Annotated in this window: 20 protein-coding genes; 10 read left to right on the top strand and 10 right to left on the bottom strand. The window is 72.7% G+C overall.

All coding sequences use genetic code 11. From position 1 onward, the window contains the following. Nucleotides 1-83: 83 nt before the first annotated feature. Nucleotides 84-821 carry a flavodoxin family protein gene (locus AB0J10_RS04070; RefSeq protein ID WP_363057524.1) on the top strand — a complete coding sequence of 246 codons (738 nt, stop codon included), beginning with the start codon at nucleotides 84-86 and terminating at the stop codon, nucleotides 819-821. 192 nt (nucleotides 822-1,013) lie between these two features. On the opposite strand, the gene AB0J10_RS04065 is transcribed toward AB0J10_RS04070, so the two are convergent. Beyond that, nucleotides 1,014-1,772, bottom strand: a complete 759-nt coding sequence (locus tag AB0J10_RS04065; protein ID WP_363057522.1) for a DUF4142 domain-containing protein — start codon at nucleotides 1,770-1,772, stop codon at nucleotides 1,014-1,016. A 280-nt stretch (nucleotides 1,773-2,052) separates the two neighbouring features. On the opposite strand from AB0J10_RS04065, the gene AB0J10_RS04060 reads away from it, so the two are divergent. Next, a complete protein-coding gene (locus tag AB0J10_RS04060) occupies nucleotides 2,053-2,583 on the top strand; it encodes a MarR family transcriptional regulator (RefSeq protein WP_363057520.1) in 531 nt (176 codons plus the stop codon). Between the two features lie 114 nt (nucleotides 2,584-2,697). Here the strand turns inward: AB0J10_RS04060 and AB0J10_RS04055 are convergent, their stop codons facing one another. Together AB0J10_RS04055 and AB0J10_RS04050 are read right to left on the bottom strand one after the other, a co-directional pair. Beyond that, nucleotides 2,698-3,915, bottom strand: a complete 1,218-nt coding sequence (locus tag AB0J10_RS04055; RefSeq protein WP_363057601.1) for a CoA transferase — start codon at nucleotides 3,913-3,915, stop codon at nucleotides 2,698-2,700. Between the two features lie 682 nt (nucleotides 3,916-4,597). Next, a complete protein-coding gene (locus AB0J10_RS04050; protein ID WP_363057518.1) occupies nucleotides 4,598-4,975 on the bottom strand; it encodes a hypothetical protein in 378 nt (125 codons plus the stop codon). 325 nt (nucleotides 4,976-5,300) lie between these two features. On the opposite strand from AB0J10_RS04050, the gene AB0J10_RS04045 reads away from it, so the two are divergent. From AB0J10_RS04045 to AB0J10_RS04035, 3 genes are all read left to right on the top strand, one after another. After that, complete coding sequence (locus AB0J10_RS04045; RefSeq protein ID WP_363057516.1) at nucleotides 5,301-6,071, top strand: DUF817 domain-containing protein; 771 nt, start codon at nucleotides 5,301-5,303, stop codon at nucleotides 6,069-6,071. 269 nt (nucleotides 6,072-6,340) lie between these two features. Then, on the top strand, nucleotides 6,341-6,868 hold the full coding sequence (locus AB0J10_RS04040) for a DUF6328 family protein (RefSeq protein ID WP_363057514.1): 528 nt from the start codon (nucleotides 6,341-6,343) through the stop codon (nucleotides 6,866-6,868). A gap of 137 nt (nucleotides 6,869-7,005) precedes the next feature. Next, the gene (locus AB0J10_RS04035) at nucleotides 7,006-8,016 is read left to right on the top strand and encodes a lytic polysaccharide monooxygenase (RefSeq protein ID WP_363057512.1); all 1,011 of its coding nucleotides are present in this window, start codon (nucleotides 7,006-7,008) and stop codon (nucleotides 8,014-8,016) included. Between the two features lie 237 nt (nucleotides 8,017-8,253). Here the strand turns inward: AB0J10_RS04035 and AB0J10_RS04030 are convergent, their stop codons facing one another. The 4 genes from AB0J10_RS04030 to AB0J10_RS04015 form a co-directional block, all read right to left on the bottom strand. Beyond that, a complete protein-coding gene (locus tag AB0J10_RS04030) occupies nucleotides 8,254-8,811 on the bottom strand; it encodes a hypothetical protein (RefSeq protein WP_363057510.1) in 558 nt (185 codons plus the stop codon). Between the two features lie 452 nt (nucleotides 8,812-9,263). Next, nucleotides 9,264-9,806: a hypothetical protein gene (locus AB0J10_RS04025; RefSeq protein ID WP_363057508.1), complete on the bottom strand. Its 543-nt coding sequence runs from the start codon at nucleotides 9,804-9,806 to the stop codon at nucleotides 9,264-9,266. Between the two features lie 167 nt (nucleotides 9,807-9,973). Beyond that, nucleotides 9,974-10,600 (bottom strand): hypothetical protein, encoded by a 627-nt coding sequence (locus AB0J10_RS04020; RefSeq protein WP_363057506.1) that lies wholly within the window; start codon nucleotides 10,598-10,600, stop codon nucleotides 9,974-9,976. 538 nt (nucleotides 10,601-11,138) lie between these two features. Continuing rightward, nucleotides 11,139-11,588 (bottom strand): ATP-binding protein, encoded by a 450-nt coding sequence (locus AB0J10_RS04015; protein WP_363057504.1) that lies wholly within the window; start codon nucleotides 11,586-11,588, stop codon nucleotides 11,139-11,141. Nucleotides 11,589-11,844: 256 nt separating this feature from the next. Here AB0J10_RS04015 and AB0J10_RS04010 point away from each other — a divergent pair, with 256 nt between their 5' ends. From AB0J10_RS04010 to AB0J10_RS03990, 5 genes are all read left to right on the top strand, one after another. Continuing rightward, nucleotides 11,845-13,509 (top strand): GAF domain-containing SpoIIE family protein phosphatase, encoded by a 1,665-nt coding sequence (locus AB0J10_RS04010; protein ID WP_363057502.1) that lies wholly within the window; start codon nucleotides 11,845-11,847, stop codon nucleotides 13,507-13,509. Beyond that, complete coding sequence (locus tag AB0J10_RS04005; RefSeq protein WP_363057500.1) at nucleotides 13,506-14,828, top strand: cobalamin B12-binding domain-containing protein; 1,323 nt, start codon at nucleotides 13,506-13,508, stop codon at nucleotides 14,826-14,828. Before AB0J10_RS04010 ends, AB0J10_RS04005 begins: the two co-directional genes overlap by 4 nt. Continuing rightward, nucleotides 14,825-15,241 (top strand): STAS domain-containing protein, encoded by a 417-nt coding sequence (locus AB0J10_RS04000; RefSeq protein WP_363057498.1) that lies wholly within the window; start codon nucleotides 14,825-14,827, stop codon nucleotides 15,239-15,241. The genes AB0J10_RS04005 and AB0J10_RS04000 overlap by 4 nt, the downstream gene beginning before the upstream one ends. A 78-nt stretch (nucleotides 15,242-15,319) precedes the next feature. After that, a complete protein-coding gene (locus AB0J10_RS03995) occupies nucleotides 15,320-15,697 on the top strand; it encodes an STAS domain-containing protein (protein WP_363057496.1) in 378 nt (125 codons plus the stop codon). A gap of 74 nt (nucleotides 15,698-15,771) precedes the next feature. After that, complete coding sequence (locus AB0J10_RS03990) at nucleotides 15,772-16,272, top strand: ATP-binding protein (RefSeq protein ID WP_363057494.1); 501 nt, start codon at nucleotides 15,772-15,774, stop codon at nucleotides 16,270-16,272. A 107-nt stretch (nucleotides 16,273-16,379) separates the two neighbouring features. On the opposite strand, the gene ykgO is transcribed toward AB0J10_RS03990, so the two are convergent. The 3 genes from ykgO to AB0J10_RS03975 all read right to left on the bottom strand — a co-directional run bounded on the left by ykgO (nucleotide 16,380) and on the right by AB0J10_RS03975 (nucleotide 17,263). Continuing rightward, entirely contained in the window at nucleotides 16,380-16,502 is a 123-nt protein-coding gene (gene ykgO, locus AB0J10_RS03985) for a type B 50S ribosomal protein L36 (RefSeq protein WP_363057492.1), read from the bottom strand. Nucleotides 16,503-16,535: 33 nt separating this feature from the next. Next, nucleotides 16,536-16,700 (bottom strand): 50S ribosomal protein L33, encoded by a 165-nt coding sequence (rpmG, locus tag AB0J10_RS03980; RefSeq protein ID WP_363057490.1) that lies wholly within the window; start codon nucleotides 16,698-16,700, stop codon nucleotides 16,536-16,538. A gap of 164 nt (nucleotides 16,701-16,864) precedes the next feature. Next, nucleotides 16,865-17,263 carry a hypothetical protein gene (locus tag AB0J10_RS03975; RefSeq protein ID WP_363057488.1) on the bottom strand — a complete coding sequence of 133 codons (399 nt, stop codon included), beginning with the start codon at nucleotides 17,261-17,263 and terminating at the stop codon, nucleotides 16,865-16,867. Nucleotides 17,264-17,449: the final 186 nt, after the last annotated feature.

Below are 17,449 nucleotides of genomic sequence, written 5' to 3'. Positions count from 1 at the left end.
GGCGGTCGGCCCCGCGAGCACCATGGACGCTCCGCACCACGTCGGCGGTCAACGCCACTGCGGAGTACCCACAGGAGGACCTCGTGACCACTCAGCCGTCCGGCTCCGCCGCGCCGCCCGCCCGCTATGACGGCCTGCGCGCCCTCTTCGTCAACTGCACCCTGAAACGCTCACCCGATACCAGCAACACCCAAGGACTGATCGACAGAAGCCGCACTCTGATGGAACGCCAGGGCGTCCGCGTCGACGTCGTACGCGCCGTCGACCAGGACATCGCCACCGGGGTGTGGCCCGACATGACCGAACACGGCTGGGAGACCGACGCCTGGCCCGCGCTCTACGAGCAGGTCATGGCGTCCGACATCCTGGTCCTCGCCGGCCCCATCTGGCTGGGCGACAACAGCTCCGTCATGAAGCGGGTGATCGAGCGGCTGTACGCCTGCTCCAGTCTCCTCAACGACAAGGGGCAGTACGCCTACTACGGACGGGTGGGCGGCTGCCTGATCACCGGCAACGAGGACGGGGTCAAGCACTGCGCCATGAACGTGCTCTACAGCCTCCAGCACCTCGGTTACACCATCCCGCCGCAGGCCGACGCGGGCTGGATCGGCGAGGCCGGTCCGGGACCCTCCTATCTGGACCCCGGCTCGGGCGGCCCCGAAAACGAGTTCACCCATCGCAACACCACGTTCATGACGTGGAACCTGCTGCACCTGGCCGAGCTGCTCAAACGGGAGGGCGGCATTCCGGCGCACGGCAACCAGCGCACGGAATGGGATGCGGGGTGTCGCTTCGACTCCCCGAACCCCGAGCACCGGTAGAGCCGGCGAGGAGGGCTTCCGTCGGCGCCCCGGATGCCGTGGTCGGCTGCGCACCGTGCCGGGCACCCCGGCTCCCGGGCGTGGACCGGCCGTCGACGAGGCCCTCCTCCCGTGAATCACCTGCATGGCCAAACCGGCGGGCCAGGGCCGTGCGAGCCGGCTGGAGCACACGATTCCGGCCGGGCGTCGCCGTCACTGGCGCGGGGCGACGGACTTCTCGACCTCCGCCAGCGTGGCGTTGTCCACCAGGCCGGTGTCCTCCAGGACCTCCATGTGGTCCAGCACCGTCTGGTTGGCCTGCCGCGCATGACGGCGGATCAGGTCGTTCTGCGTGGCCGCCCGCACCTCGGCGATGGTGGCGAAGATCTTTCCGTGCGAGGAGCGCAGGACGTTGGCGAAGAGCCGATCGAACTCGGCTCCCCGCGCGTTCTCCAACTGCCTCACCCAGTCCTGCTGTTCGGCCGTCGCCTCGTCCGGCAGCGGCACACCCAGGATCTTCGCGTCCTCGCGGACGAGCTGGTCGAGCTTGCTGTGCCCGTCCAGCAGATGCAGACCGGCCCGCTTGACGGCTTCGCTCGCGGCGTTCGTCTGGGCCAGCCGGCCCGCCGGGATCTCCCACAGGCCCGCCTGACGCACCTTGACGAGGAACGTCCTGTCCACCTCGGTCACCGGCTGCGGCCCTGCCTGGGTGCCGCCCGCATCGTTCGACGTGCCCTCGTCCTCCGCGCCGGTCGCATGACCGACACCTGACGAATGCCCGTATCCCGCACCCGCGTTCCGGCCGTAGCCGCCCGGTGCCACGACCCCCGCGGGTGACGGTGCGGCCGACGCGTCGTCGTCGCCTCCGCGGGTCACGATCAGCACGGTGGCGATGACGGCGCACACCGCGACGATGACACCGAGGGTCCGCAGGGGGATCCCGGACTCGGCTGCGCGTCGGTTCGGACTCATGATGCCTCCCGGTTCGGCGTGGTGCTTCTTCTCGTTCACGCCGCCGGGACCTGTTGTGGGCGGCCGGCACGGCACGCAGCCAGCAGTACGGACACGGGCTCCGATGTGTTCAGCAGTCGCGGCCGGACTTCCGGCGGACGTCTGGAGCGAAAGGGGAATTCCGCGGCCAGGGGCACCCGGCGCGACCGGCGGCCCGGGTGCACGACGGCGGCGGGGGCTGCCCACGGTCAACACCGGGGCGCACTACGGCGGGTCGGGTGGACAGGATAGAAATGGGGGTATGGCCGACGAGGGGGAGTCCGCGGAGCGCTTCGACGACGTCGAGGCGGTGACGCGCGCCGTACTGACCGCGTCCAGGCTGCTCGTCGCCGTCTCCGCCCGCTCGCTGGCGGCAGACGAGGACCGGGTGACGCTGCCCCAACTCCGACTGCTGGTGATGCTGTCCATGCACGGGCCGGCGAAGCTCGTCGTGCTCGCCGAGCGGCTCGGCGTCAACCCCTCGACGGCGATGCGCATGATCGACCGGCTGATCACGGCCGGACTCGCGGACCGCCGGACGAACCCGGCCAACCGGCGCGAGACGGTGCTGCGGCTGACGGACGAAGGTCGCGTCCTCGTCGAGGACGTCACCGGTCGCCGGCGGCGGGAGATCGAGACGATCGTGACGCGGATGGCCCCTGCCCGGCGCGCCGCCCTGATCGACGCGCTCACCGCCTTCAACGAGGCGGGACGCGAACCGTGCGCACCGCCCGCGGACAGCGCGATGTACCCGCTGGGCTGGACGGACGCGCCGCTTCTGCGGGGAGACTGACCCACCGGTCCCCGGAGACGGCCGCGGCTCCGCCGGACGCCCCGCGGCCCCCCGCTGTCATCGGCCGGACGGCGGGTCGCAGCCAACCCGTCCCGGGATGAAGGATCGGACCCCTCAGGGCCAGGTCGGCAGATCGGTGCCCCATTTGGTCGGTGCACGGTTCCAGTTCGTGGGTGCGCCGTCGTAGTGGACCGGTGGGTTGGCATGACGGAGCAGACCATAGGGCGATTCGGTCTCGGTGAGCCAGGGGCCGGGCTCGTAGCGGTCGGCCCCGCCCCGGACGGGGGCGGGGCGGATGTCGTGCATCAGCCAGGACGCGGTGGCTGCCAGGGACAGGCGAAGTAGCTGCCCGCCGCCGCTTGTCCGGCGGTCGCTCAATGCACGCAGGACGGCGGCGGCGAGAAGATAGCCGGTTCCGTGGTCCAGAGCCTGCGCGGGCAGTACGCCGGGGTGGCCGCCGGCCGCGGCCTCGATGGCAGCGATACCGCTACCGGCTTGGACCAGGCTGTCGAAGCCGCGGCGCTCGGCCCAAGGGCCGGACCAGCCCCAAGCGGACAGTTGGGCGACGATCAGTTGGGGATGCCGGGAAATCAGCGCATCGGGGGCCAGTCCGTGCCGGTCCAGGGCACCGGGGCGGTAGCCGGTCACCACCACGTCTGCCTGGCTGAGGAGGTCGTCGAAGGCATGTCGGTCGCCAGGGCTGGTGAGGTCCAGCAGTGTGGAGCGTTTGCCCATGCCGGTGTCGGCGTGGGTATCCGCGTCCTCGGGGATTCGGGGGGTGTCCACGCGCAGCACGTCGGCGCCCAGCAGCGCCAGTGTGCGGGTGCCGACGGGGCCGGCGATGACACGCGTCAGGTCCAGTACCCGTACCCCCTGGGCAGGTGTGGAGGCGGGGGGCAGCCGCCGGGGGACGCCCTGACCCGTGCGACGCGTCTCGACCAGAGCGGGGCCGGGGGCACCGGGTGCGGCAGCCACCGCCACGGCCAGGCCGCCTGCAGCGTAGACGGTCTCCTGCACCTGACGGGCAGGACGCGATGCCAGTTCCTTCGCGAGAACCTCCGTCAGCGCCTGGTCGTCTCCGGTGTCCGCGATACCCAGGGCGCTGAGCAGCCGGGCACGGTGGTGCGGATAGTTGGCATGCGTGCGCACCCATCCGTCGGCGGTCTGCCAGAAACCGGACAGCGGGGCGAAGGACGTCGGAGTTCGGCCGTCGATCCGCAGGTGACGTTCGCTGGCGAATGCGGTGGCCACTGCCCCCTCGCTCACCCGCACCGCGGGTACCGGCACGCCGTTGCGCAGCGCCAGTAGTTCCGCTGCCGCCAGCGAGGCCACTCCCACGGTGGCACGCGCCATTTCCCTCACCGGCAGACGCGAGGGCAGCACGGCGCCGACCTCCTCGAAGCACACGCGCTGAAGCAGCCGGCGTCGGCCCCCCAGGGCCGTCCAGGCGTGCATGGTGGCCGCGTCCTCGGTGTCCGTCATCCGCTCATTGTGCAGCAAGTCCACGGTGGGTCCGGCGATGGATCGGGGCGGAGTGGTCCATGGTCTGCTGCACGCGGACGACCGAACGGTGCGCGTCGTCCGGACCCATGTCCCGCCAGGCCGGATCGTGAGAGGGGCCGTTCTTGACGACTTGTCCGGTCCGAATTCGGCAGGCCGGCGGAAAAGGTAGCGCGAGTGCCTTGCTTCTCTTCCCGGGGCCGGAGCCGCCCAAGCATGGCGGAGGAGTCAACAGCCTCGGGTCACCAGCGCAGTTGCGCACGGGATCCGACACTCCGCCAGACCGCTCCGGTGCTGGGGCTCCCCTCGTCTCGTGAGCCCGGCCGTCTGCGAATCCTTCACGCCCCCTGCCTCCGCAGCGTCTTCGGGGTGACCGCGATCCCCGCCATCACTGCCACCAGCAGGATGTGCCGAGGGCAGCGGACACCGCCGGCCTTTCGGGCTCTTCGCAGTCGATGACGAGGTCCTTGATCGTCAGTTGGGTTCTCGCCACACGGCGATCCTCGCAGACGCCTCACACCGGGATGCGGCGGGCGATGAAGCGGCCGACGCAGTTCCGTTCGGCGATGACGGGCAGGAGGTACAGACCGATGAAGCCCGTGCCCGCGAACAGGCCCGACTGAAGGTAGAGCTCGTACATGCCCGTGCCCTCGCGGACCAGCTCGTAGCAGCTCGTCGCCATCAGGGCGCCGAGCACGCACATACCGGGGAACATCAGCAGCAGCAGGGCGCCGCCCAGCGCGTACGGCCATTTGCGGCTCCGGCCGGAGCCACGGCTGCGAATCGAGTCTGCGGGCTCCGCGGGCGACGGCACGGCGGCCGTCGTGGGCTGTCGCGGGCCGTCGGGGCCGCCGACGCGAACCTCTGTGCGGCAGTCCATCGACGTGTACATGAGCCATTCACCTGCAGTCATCGCGGTCCGGAGTCGGGGGAGAGGCGCCGGGTCGTTCGGTGCCGAGGGCCTCTGACTCCAGTAAGACCGAACGGACGGCTGCTGTCCCGAGACGGGAATTCGGGGCTTGACATCACCGGCCGGTCATGCCCTGCGCATCCGGCCACCGGTCCCTACCGCACAGCGACACCACGGAAGCGGAACGTGAGGGAGAGTGAGGCGAAGGCGGGGGTCCAGGCCGTGCCCGGCGTGTTCGTGGCCGCGCGGGGCAAACCGCGGGCCGTCCACCGGCGTCCTTGCGGATATGCACACGATCTTCGGCGGAATGCACCAGCTTCTGAGGTTCGGGATGCTGCAGGCGAGGTGCTGTGCCTTCGCGGTGGCGCTCCTCGGCGGCATCGCGGCATCCCGCCTGCTGCCGGAGCTGCCCGTCGCCCGGTACGACCTGGTCCTCGGCTACGGGCTGCTGCTGACCTTCGTGGCCCGGCGCCTGGGCTGGGAGAGCAGACGGGACACCCTCGTGATCGCCGCCTGCCATCTCGTCGGACTGCTCTTCGAACTGGTCAAAGTGCACATGGGGTCGTGGAGCTACCCGGAGGCGGCGGTGACCAAGATCGCCGGGGTGCCGTTGTACGGCGGGTTCATGTACGCGGCCGTCGCGAGTTACGTCTGCCGTGCCTGGCGCCTGTTCGACCTGCGCTTCACCGGCTACCGCGCCACGGCGACCGCGCTGGTCGCTGCGGCCGTCTACGTCAACTTCTTCTCCCACCACTGGCTGCCGGACTTCCGTTGGCCGCTCGCGACGGCGATGCTCGCCGTCACCGCCGGAACCTGGGTCGGTTTCACCGTCGGTCCCCGGCGCTACCGCATGCCGCTCGCCCTCTCCTTCGTATTGATCGGCTTCTTCCTCTGGGTCGCCGAGAACGCCGCGACCTACGCCGGCGCCTGGAGTTACCCGCACCAGCTCGGCGGCTGGGAGCCGGTGGCGCCGACCAAGTTCGGCGCCTGGGCGCTGCTGATCAGTGTCACCTTCGTGCTCGCCGAACGTCTGAGGAGGGTCGGCGCGGGAGAACGGTTGACGGGTCAACCGACCTGAGTGTCCGAGGGCCACGGTCCGAGCGCCGCGAGGCCCCATCCGAGTGCGGAAGGGCCCGAGCCGAGGGCGGAAGGGCCCGAGCCGAGGGCGCAAGTCCCCTCCGGGGACCGCGGGGCACCGAGCCGAGGGCGCGAGGTTCCCGTCCGGGACCCCAAGGCTCCCGTCCGAGCGCGCCAGGCACCGACCACGAGGACGTGGCGGCCCCGACGAGCGGGATCCGCCGTCCGGCGGTACACATGCGTCAAGTGCCTCGGTGAGGAGGACGCGCCATGGGCGATGAACGCGTTCCGGAAGCGGGCAGGCGACGGGGCGGCCGGGAGGAGACGGAGGACGAACGGGCCGACCGCCGGTGGCAGGACCTCATGCAGGAGATACGCGTCGTGCAGACGGGCGTCCAGATCCTGTTCGGCTTCCTGCTGACCGTGGTGTTCACCCCGATCTTCCAGCGGCTGGAGCAGACCGACAAGACCATCTACATCGTGACGGTCATCCTCGGGTCCCTGGCCACCGGAGCCCTCGTCGCCCCCGTCGCCTTCCACCGCATCGTCTCCGGGCGGCGCATCAAGCCACAGACCGTCACATGGGCCTCGCGCCTGACCTTCACCGGAATCGTGCTGCTGCTCGCCACCCTGATCACCGCGCTGTTCCTGGTCCTGCGCACGGCGACCCACGACGGCTTCGTGCCGTACCTGGTGGCCGGTGTGCTCGCCTGGTACCTGCTGTGCTGGTTCGTCCTCCCGTTCTGGGCCCGCACGCGCTACACCGGGGACGCGGCCGTCGGCGGCGACGACGCGTAGCCCTCCGCTCGCGGTGTCGTCGACCTCCACGGGGCCCGACGGCTCACCGCGTGCCGGGCGCCGCCGAGCACCGGGATGAACGCCGAGCCCGCCAGCGCCGTACTCCCGGGCACGACACCCGGGAGGTCCGCCCAGCGATGCCGTTCGTCCACCGCACATCCGCGGCCGCGGTCGCGCTCCTCGCCGGCGCGCCGCTCGTCCTCGTCGCGGTCGGCGCCGTCCCCGCCGCCGCCCACGGCGCTCCCACGGATCCCGTCAGCCGGGCGGTCGCCTGCGGCCCCGGGGGCGGCCGTACGGACTCGGCCGCCTGTGCCGCCGCGGTGGACGCGGGTGGGCGCGCGGTGCTCGAGGAATGGGACAACATCCGAGTGGCCGACGTGGCGGGCGACGACCGCCGGGTGATCCCCGACGGGCGACTGTGCAGCGCGGGCATCGGGGCCTACCGGGGTCTCGACGCCCCTCGCGCCGACTGGCCGGTCACCCGGGTGAAGGCGGGCGACCGGTTCACCCTCACCTACGCGTCCACGATCCCGCACCGCGGCACCTTCAGCGTGTACCTCACCAAGGAGGGCTACGACCCGCGTACGGCGCTCACCTGGGACGACCTGGAACGCGCACCGTTCCTGACGGCCACCGACCCGGTGCTCCGGGACGGCGCCTACCGCATCGAGGGCACGCTTCCCGCCGCCCGGACCGGCCGGCACGTGCTCTACACGATCTGGCGGAACTCCGACACCCCCGACACGTACTACTCCTGCTCCGACGTGGTCCTGACCGGCACCGGCGACGGCTCCGCCAGCGGCGGCGACTCCGGCAGCGGCGGCGACTCCGGCAGCGGCGGCGGCTCCGGCAGCGGCGACGGGGGAAGCAGCGGCGGCGGCGCACGGGACGACGCCGCGTCGGGCACTCCGGACCCGCAGGACCGGCGGGCGACACCGGGCGCGGGCACTCGGACGACGGACGGGAGATCGCCGGCGGCCGCCGCGTCATCGCCCTCGGGCAACGCACCGGGGAGCGCGGCGGCGTCCGGGACGGCCCCGGTCGCCGATGCCCCCGGCGGCCTCCCCGCCACGGTCGCGGGAGCGGCCGCAGCCCTGGCGGCCGCCGGCGCGGCCGGGGGCTACTACCTTCACAGGCGCCGCCGGTAGCGTGCCGACGGTCGGGCTGCGCCGGTCCACAGCGATCGGCTTGGCCCGGCGCACCGGTGTGCCGTCCCCGCCCCTGGACCTCCACGGAGTGGCAAGGGCGGGGGCACGGTCACCCTCGGGGCCTCGTCGACGCTCCGAGGGCCCGCGGCGCCCGCCCCGGCCTTGGCCGGACCTCCTGGAGAGGCCGCGCGAACCGTCACGGCGGGTGCGGCATCGAGGGGCGTCCCGCCCGCGACCTCAGCCCTCACCGCCGTCGCCGCCACGGCCGCCGGCGCCGCCGGCCTCGCAGCCGATGCCGATGCAGAGCCCGCCGTCGCCCCCCGCCCCGCCGGAGCCGCCGTCGCCCTCACCGGTCGCGTTGCCTCCGCCACCGCCGTCGCCACCGCTGACGCTGCCGTGGCAGATGCCCGCGCAGATCCCGCCGTCGCCACCGTCCCCACCGTCCTGGCCGGAGTCGCCGGCGGTGCCGTTGCCGCCGTTGGCGCTGCCGTTGCACAGTCCCGCGCAGAACCCGCCGTCCTCGCCCTCCGAGCCGTTGGCGCTGCCGTTGCAGTTGCCCACGCACGCCCGGTCGCCGACCTGGACATTGCCCTCGTCGCCCAGCTCGACGTCGAAGGAACCGCCACCATCGCCCGCGGGCAGATGTGCGGCTGCCTGCTGTGCCGTGGGCACCGCCGACTGCGGGGCCGCCGGTGCAGCCGTCGCGGCCGGGGCCGTCGCGCCCGCACCGAGCAGCCCGGCCGCCACCACCAGACCGAGCCGACCGGTCCAAGAACTCACACTTCTCAGTCGCATGAGCGTCCCCTTTCTCCGGAGAAACGCCCTCCCTTGGTCCCGCACGCGGTTCCGCGTTGCGTTCTTCCCGGTCGCGCGATGCGCGGCAAGAGCCGAGAGGGATCGGGAGGGATGGATGTGTTGTGTGCATCAAGTAGGCCGTGCCGTGCCCGGTGGCGTCACGCCGCGCGAATTCGGAACTTGACGCCCTTCTCGGTCGGCGGTAGGGGGCCGTCGGGACATGGAGAGCGAATCGCCGGCGTGCCGCGCGGGAGGGCGCGTTGCCCTTGCGGGCACGCCAATGCGCCGGTCCCGACAGGACCGGGTGGTGCGGGCAGTTCCACGACGACGGCCGGCCGCCCGGGCCACTGGACCCGGGCGGCCGGCCGGTACCGGACCGTCCCCGCCGTGCGCTATCGCCCTCCCCGGTCCCCGTGCCGCTCGCCGTGCGGTTGAGAGGGGAGGACGGCCGCCTACTTCATCAGGGCCGCCCAGTCACCGTCGAGGACCTGCTCCTTCCAGGACTCGACCTCCTTCTTCGAGACGTCGTACTTCTCGGCGACCTCGGCGGTCGTCGCCTCGTCGGCCAGCAGGGCAACCACGATCCGCACCTTGTCCACCACCGAGAGCTCGTCCTTCGGCTTGTCGGGAAGTTCGCCGAACTCCTCGAGGTCCTTCAGGTCCTTCAGGTCCTTCAGGTCCTCGAGGCCTTCCAGATCCTTGAGGTCCTGCAGTTCCGCGAGCTCATCCAGGTGCTTGAGGTCCTCGGGATCCGCACATCCGGGCCGGCCGGGCTTGCCGGGCTCACCCGGCTTGCCGGGCTCGCCCCCCTTGCCGCCTTCCCCGCCCTTGCCGCAGTCCTCGGAGGACCGGCTGCCGAGGACCGCGGCATCGGCGGACAGGCTGGTGCCCTGTGCCGGACTCTGCTGCGCCTGAGCGGCGCACGCGGCTCCGGTCGCGACGGCCATCGAGGCCACCGCCAGAACGATCGAACGTTGCCAGAGTTTCCTGGACATGGGGGATGCTCCGTTTCGAGACAGGTGAAGACAGGCGAGGACAGGGGAAAGGCGAGAGATTCTGGTGGAGAGAAGCGGTGCCGCCTCTCGCACCGGGTCACGGGGGGTGGGGGCCGGGCCGGCCCCCACCCCCCTCGGCGGCCGCGGGCCGTCGTGGGTGCGGGCGGTCAGAAGATGCTGATCCCTCCGTCTCCGCCGGCGCCGCCGTCACCGGCCGGGCCGAAGATGCTGCCTCCGCCGGCGCCACCGCCGCCCCCATCGCCGCCGTCACCGAAGACGGTGTCGCCGCCGTCGCCCCCGCCGCCGCCGTCACCGGCCGGGCCGAAGACACTGTCGCCGCCGCCACCGCCGGTGCCGCCGCCGCCCCCGTCACCGAAGACGCTGTCGCCGCCGTCGCCCCCGCCGCCGCCGTCGCCGCCCTCGCCGAAGACGCTCTCTCCGCCGCCCCCGCCGCCGCCTCCGCCGCCTCCGCCGCCGAAGACGCTGTCGCCACCAGCGCCGCCCTCGCCGCCTTCCCCGCCGTCACCGAAGACGCTGCCGCCCCCGGCGCCGCCGGAGCCGCCGGAACCGCCGCCGCCGAAGACGCTGTCACCACCGGCGCCACCGGCGCCGCCCGCACCACCGTCGGTGACCAGCACCGCGGGCGCAACGGAGTGGGCCGTCGCCGGGGTCGCGGCGGACGCGGGGAGGGCCACGGCACCGGAGATCGCGGCAGCCGAGGCGAAAATAACCGCCAGGCGGAAACCTCGGCGCCTGGGACGCTCCTCGTTGTGGTTGTGAACGATTCGGGTCATCGAAGTGCTCCTTTTCATGCGGGAGTGAGTGGCCTCCCCGGTCGGTCCGGGGGAGTTCCGGAGCGGAGGATCACCGGGGGGTTCCCCGGTGTGTTTCGCTTCCGGTGCGGTGTGCTGCGCCTCCCTGTCCGGTGAGGCCCGCACCACAAGTAGGCAGGAGCGAAGGGGGCCCGGTCTCGTTCCGAAGAATCGGGACTTGACGCGGTCCGAAGGAGTGGGTACAAGCGGCGACCGGCGAGCTGCGGATGTCTTCCACCGGGGACGCGAGTGCGTCGACGACGGCCGTGACGAGCGCGGCCGGGGCACTGGGCGGCTGCTCGGCTCTGCCGGCCCGGTGATGCCGGAGTCGGGCGGGTACGGCCGGGCGCTGACTGCGGAGGCCCGGGGCGCGGGTCGACCGATGGCGGTGTGGAGGCGTGGCGGCGCACCACCGGTATGGCGGATCGCCGTCGCCGTCGCCGTCGCCGGAAGTGAGGGGTCGGGACCCGGGACAACCTGGGTCGGGGCCATCGGGCTCGGTTGAGGCAGCGCGGCCGTCTCAGACGACGCTCAGGCTGGCGTGGATGGTCTTGCCGCAGGGGGAGGTGATGATCTCGACGGAGCGGCAGAGCCGCTGGACGAGCGGCCACCCGTGCCCGCCCGGCAGGACCTCGTCCGCGGATCGTTTGCAACGCGGCGCCTCGACGGTGTGGTCGGCGACGCTGATCCGTAGCGTGTCACCGTTCAGGGACGCGGTGAAGGAGGCGACGCCACCGCCGTGCCGCAGAGCGTTCGCCACGAGCTCGGAGGCGACCAGCAGCGCGTCCGCCAGAACCGTGCTCGTGCCCGAGGGTGCATCCGGTTGTATGTCCGCACTTGCGTGGGTTCGTGCAGTCGGGCTGGTGGCCCGGCTGCCGGGCGCCGACGACAGCAGGCGCCGCACATGGTCACGGGCGGCAGCCGCTGTGACATCCGGTCGAGTCGGCCGCGTATGGTCGTCCGCGGTCATGACCACCCCCTCTTCGCGCGACCACGATCCGGCCCCCTCCACGGACCGGGATCACGGCGCCTGTTCCGCGTGTGCCCCGTCTCCCGATCGACACACCGCCAACATCCGTTCCGCACTGATCAATTGGGGCGCAGCGCCGTGGCGGCCGACGGTGGGAAGCCGCTGCCGCTTGATGACATGCGGGGAGGTGCGGGATGGTGGCACGGTCCTGGCTTCCAGCGGAAGGTGACGGGGCCCGCTCGCGGGCCTTGGGAACATGACGACTTTCGAAGGCTCCTCGCGCCGGTCGCGGGGCCTGGACCTCGACGTCGGCGCCTCGTGGGCGCAGGCGCCCTACCCCGCCCTGATCGCGGACCGCGCCGGCGGGGTCGTGGAGGTGAACGCGGCGGCCGCCGCGCTGTTCCCGAACGCGCTCAGAGGCTCACGGCTCGACGACGTCGTCCCCGCCTGGCTGGCCGAAGCGCACCGTCGAGCCACGGAGGACGGGGACACCGACGGCGGCAAGCGTGCGGTGCGGGGCCGGCATGACGCGCTCACCCTGGAGGCCCACCCGACGGTCGGTGACGACGGTGACGTGATCTGGTGGCTCGTCGACGACACCGACCGGCTGCTGGCCGAGACGACTCTGCGCGACGAACGCGAACGAACGGCCTTTCTGGCGGAGGTCTCCACCCGGCTGCTCGCCTCGCTCAACGTGGACCGGTGCATGGAGGTGGCGGTCCGCATCGCCGCGGAGCACCTGGCCGACGCCGCCCTCCTCGTGGCCCCGGCCGCCGGTAAGTGCCACCCCGTGGCGGCGAGCGTGCGCGGCGGCTCCGTCGTCCGCACCGACGGCAGGATCGACCCTTCCGCGGTACCGGGTCTGAGCGAGGCGCTGCAGGGCTTCCCGCCCGTACCGTCCCGGTGGATCGACCCGTCCGCCCTGCCGGACTGGGCGGTGCCCGACGGACTGGAAGGGGCGGTGGGCTCCGTCGTGGTCACCCCGCTCCCCGGCCACGGTGTGCCGGCCGGGGCGCTGATACTGCTGCGCCGCGGCGAGAACGCCGCCTTCGACGCCTCGGAGGAGGTCTTCGCCCGCGTCTTCGCCGCCCGCGCGGGAGTTGCGCTGTCCGCCGCCCGCCTCTACACGGAGCAGACGAGCATCACGGCGACCCTGATGGTGGAGCTGCTGCCGCCGAAGCTCCGGCACGTGCACGGTGTGGAGTTCGCCGGCGGCTACCGGGCCTCACGCGACACCGAGCGGATCGGCGGCGACTTCTACGACGTTCACCCGGGCGCCTCGTCCGACCAGGAGACGTTCGCCGTGCTCGGCGACGTGTGCGGCAAGGGCCTGGCGGCCGCGGTCCTGACCGGCAAGATCCGCAACACCCTGCAGGCGCTGCTGCCCCTGGCCGACGACCACGAGAATCTGCTTCGGCGACTCAACGGCGCACTCGTCAACGACCGGCACGCCCGCTACGCCACCCTGGTCCTGGCCTCGGTGCGCCGTGAGGGACGGGCCACCCGGCTTCGTCTGACCAGTGCCGGGCACCCCAGACCGCTGATCGTGCGGTGCACCGGCCAGGTCGAGGAGGCCGACACGTCGGGAACCCTGATCGGGGCACTGCCCGAGGTCAACGCCCGTACCGCGCAGGTGGATCTGCGGCCGGGGGAGACCTGCCTGCTGTACACGGACGGCATCACGGAGGCCAGGGGCGGTCCCCTCGGCGACGTGATGTTCGGGGAGGACCGGCTGAGGGCGGCGCTCGCCGAGTGCGCCGGTCTGCCCGCCGAGGCGGTCGTGGAGCGCTTGCAGATGCTGGCCTCCGACTGGGTCGGCGGCGGGCCGCACGACGACATTGCGGTGGTGGCGATCACCGCGCCGCACGGCACCCGTCGGACCGCGGTCGACGGCCACACCCCGGGCAGGTACACCTCATGACCGACAGTCGCGACTCGATGGCCGACCACCTTCACGAGGCACGCCCCGGCGCCGACGGCTCCGCGGAGACCGCCCTCACCGGTGAAGCCGGCCGAGCCGTCGCAGCCGGGCCGATCGGCCGTGCGGGCCGGGCCGGCCGTGGAGTCGCATCCGGGTGGCGCCCCGACGCCGTCGACGTCGTCGCAGTCGGCCGAACCGGCCGCGCCGCCGTGGCGGCGGACGAGGAGTCCCGGCACGTCCTGCTGTCCCGTGCCCGCGACGAACTCTGGCAGGCCGTGGACGCACGGGACGAACCCACGGCCGCTCAAGCGGTGTTCGACCTGCTGGATTCCGGTCTCGCGGCTGAGGACGTCCTGCTGGAGGTCATCGCGCCGGTGCAGCACAGGGTCGGTGTGGAGTGGGCGGCCGGACGCATCACCGTCGCCCAGGAGCACGCCGCGACCGCCGTCCACGACCGGATCATCGCGGCCATGGCGCACCGGCCAGGCCCGAGGTCCCGGGAACCCGGGGCGACCGGGATGAGCGTCACGGTCGCCTGCGTCGAGGGGGAGTGGCACGCTCTGCCCGCCCGGATCCTCGCCGAGACGCTGCGTCTGCGGGGCCACACGGTCGACTTCCTCGGCGCCCAGGTCCCCACCCCGCACCTCATCGCGCATCTGCACCGGACCGCGCCGGACGTCGTGGCGCTGTCGTCCTCCCTTCCCACCCGGCTGCCGACGGCGCACGCGGCCATCACGGCGGTGCAGGCCACGGGCGTGCCGGTGCTGGCGGGCGGGGCGGCGTTCGCCCCCGACGGCCGCTACGCACGCCGGCTCGGCGCCGACGCCTGGGCGGCGGAGGCCCGAGAGGCCGCCGAGGTGCTCGGACGGGGCCTGTCCCGCCCGCACGTGGACGCGGCACGGCCGGCTGTCGAGGACCTGCCCCATCTGATCGACCAGGAGTACACCATGGTGAGCCGCGGCAAGCGGCAACTGGTGAAGAACACCCTGGCGGGTCTGGAGCGGCGGCTGCCCGCGATGCGGTCGTACGGCGAAGCCGAACGCGAGCGCACCGCCGAGGACGTCGCCCACATCGTCGACTTCCTCGCCGCCGCGCTCTACATCGACGACGTACGGCTGTTCACCGGCTTCCTCGACTGGACCGGCGACATCCTGGAAGCCCGCGGAGTGTCCGCGCGGGTCCTCCTGCCCGGGCTGGATCTCCTCCAGGTGGACCTGAAGGACTTCCCCCGGGCCCTGGACCTCCTCGGCCAGGGGGCGGCCGTCCTCCACGGGCGGGACCCGTTTCCCACGATCTCCGGCACCGGCGCCGGCGCATGACCGCCTTTCCCGGCCGCACCTTCGAACTCGAGGTCACCCCCGCCGACAGCGGAGAGGTGTGCCTGCGCATCCACGGCGACCTCGACTGGGATTCGGCCGACGACCTCACCGAGGCCGCACGTCTCTGTCTGGAGGTGGGCCGGACACCGCGCCTGCTGCGTCTTGACTGCGGGAAGGTGACCCAGTGCGACTCCATGGGGCTGGCCGCACTGCTCATGATCCACCGGCTGGCGGCGGCAGCCGGGACGGCGCTGCGCCTGGACCACCGGCCGGAGGCGCTCGAACGGCTGCTGGAACTGACCGGCACCCTCGACCACCTCACCGGAGCCGACACCACGGCGGTCGCCCATGCGCCCGGGGAACCGGACGCACAGGGCACCGCCGGCACCCCACCACCCGCCCCGCCCCCGTAGGCGGGGCGTGAGACGGCCGAACGGCCCGGGGAAGCCCCCACCCTTCGCACGCCGCTGGTGAACTGGGACAATGCCCCGATGAGCGAAGACCTTGAAGTGACCGCGACCTCGGTCGACGGCGTACGCGTGGTACGGGCCGGCGGCGAGTTCGACGCGGACGAGGCCGGGAGGCTGGCTCAGGCGCTCGTCGCGCCCTTCGACGGCACCGCCCTCGGCGTCGTCGTCGACCTCTCCCGGGTCACCTTCGCCGACTCCTCGTTCCTCCACACGCTCATAGAGGCACACCGGGGCCATGTGGCGGCCGGCCTCCCGTTCGTGCTCGCCCAGCCCCACCCGACGGTCCAGCGGCTGCTGGACCTCACCGACACGGCCCGCTTCTTCACCGTCGCCCCCACGACGACCGCCGCTGTGGACGGGATCCGGGGGTCACGCAGCAACGGCCACCACGTCCGGTGAACGGCGTACCGGAGCGGCACGCGGTGCATCAGGAACAGAAGGCGACGGACGTGGCGACGGCGGGAGGCGGAAGCATGACGAACGAGGCGGTCACCGGCCGTGAGCAGCCTCCCGGCACACCGAGGGGCACCCGCGCGGCCCCTTCGGCACCAGGGCCCGGCACCCGCGGACAGCGCCCCTCGCCGCTGCCGGGCGCGAACGAGCAGCGCCCCGGTACGGCCGCCGCCGCCCGTGAGCGGGTACGCAGGCTCCTCGACGGACACACCGGGGCGCCTCCGCCGCCGCGCGTGGTCGGCGACATCCTGCTGGTCACGTCCGAACTCGTCACCAACGCGCTGCGGCACGGGGGCGGCATCGCGGCCTTCCACGCGGAGCTCGACGGCGGCACCGTCCGCATCAGGGTGACCGACCGCTCACCCACACCGCCCAGCACCGTGCCGGACCGCCGCGTCACCACCCCGGGCGGCTTCGGCTGGCCGCTCGTCCAGCGCCTCAGCCGCAGTGTCACCATCACCCCCGCCCCAGGCGGCAAGGCCGTCGAGGCCGTCATCGTCCTCACCCCCGACGGCACCTGACCGCGCTCTCGTAAGTCCTCACACCCGAGCGGTGCCCCCCGGGACCTTTTCGGACCGCAACGCCACCCCGGCCGCCGCGGATGGCGGCCGGGGTGCCGGAGGCGCTGTCAGCCCTGCCGGGCCTTGAAGCGCGGCTCCCTCTTGTTGAGGACGAACGTCGTCCCCCTGCGCCTGACGACCTGGGCGCCGGGCCTGGCCTTCAGCGCGCGCAGCGACCTGCGTACCTTCATCGCTCCTCCTTCCTCGGGGCCGGGGCCGGGGAGTCAGCGCACCTCGCGGTACTGAACGTGCCGGCCGGCCGCGGGGTCGTACTTGCGCAGCACGAGCCGGTCGGGGTCGTTCAGCCGGCTCTTGCGCGTCACGTAGGAGTGACCGGTGCCGGCCGACGACCGGAGTGTCACCACGGGGCGCCTGTCGTTGCGTGCCATCTCTTTCCCCTCTCGCCGGAGATCCGGGCGCTCCGGCGGGCAGGGCGGGCGATTCGGACCGGCGGTCCGAACGTCTCCGCCCGAGTCGACAGGCACAACGGTGCCGTTGCTGATGACATTCCCATGGGTCGGCGGATGCGGACCGGCCGGTGGCGTGAGGGCCGTCATTCAGCGGCCGGCGGCCGCGCGGTGTGGTCGGGGTGGTGGCGCGATCGGCGCGCTTCCTTCATCTCGGCCTCGTACAGATGGTCACGGCCGTCGGCGAGATCGCGCACCACATCGCGTTCGAGGTCGGCGAAGGGCCGGTAGTAGGTCCGGTTGTAAGCCTCGATGACCTGGAACGTCCAGTGCCCGGGGATCACGTTGCGGCCCAGGATCTCCCGCTCGACCACGTCGGCGTGCCGGGGATGACCGGCTTCGCGGAGCAGGCGGACGGCGTTGTCCAGCTCCAGGTCGGCGCTGCCGGTCAGCTGGTGGAAGGCGTAGAGATGCCCTCGCGCCCGCTCCGTGGTCTCCAGCGCCTTGGACAGTGATCCGAGCGCCTGTACGGTTTCGTCGCTCATGTGCTCGGGACGCCGGTGGGAGGGGTCCGGTGAGTCCGTGGGTTCTTCCGTCACCACGTTCGTATGCCCCCGGGCGGGCGGGGATCAGCATCGGGTCGGCCATTTGCCCGGCCGGGGCCGGAGACCGCGCCGCGCTCCGGCGAGGCCTCGCCGGAGCGCGACCGCGGGGTGCCGGTGCCTCGGCAG

Source organism: Streptomyces sp. NPDC049887, from assembly GCF_040656535.1.
GTDB lineage: Bacteria > Actinomycetota > Actinomycetes > Streptomycetales > Streptomycetaceae > Streptomyces.
Note: the sequence above shows the minus strand (reverse complement) of the source record. Positions and strands in the feature narration are given on the sequence as shown.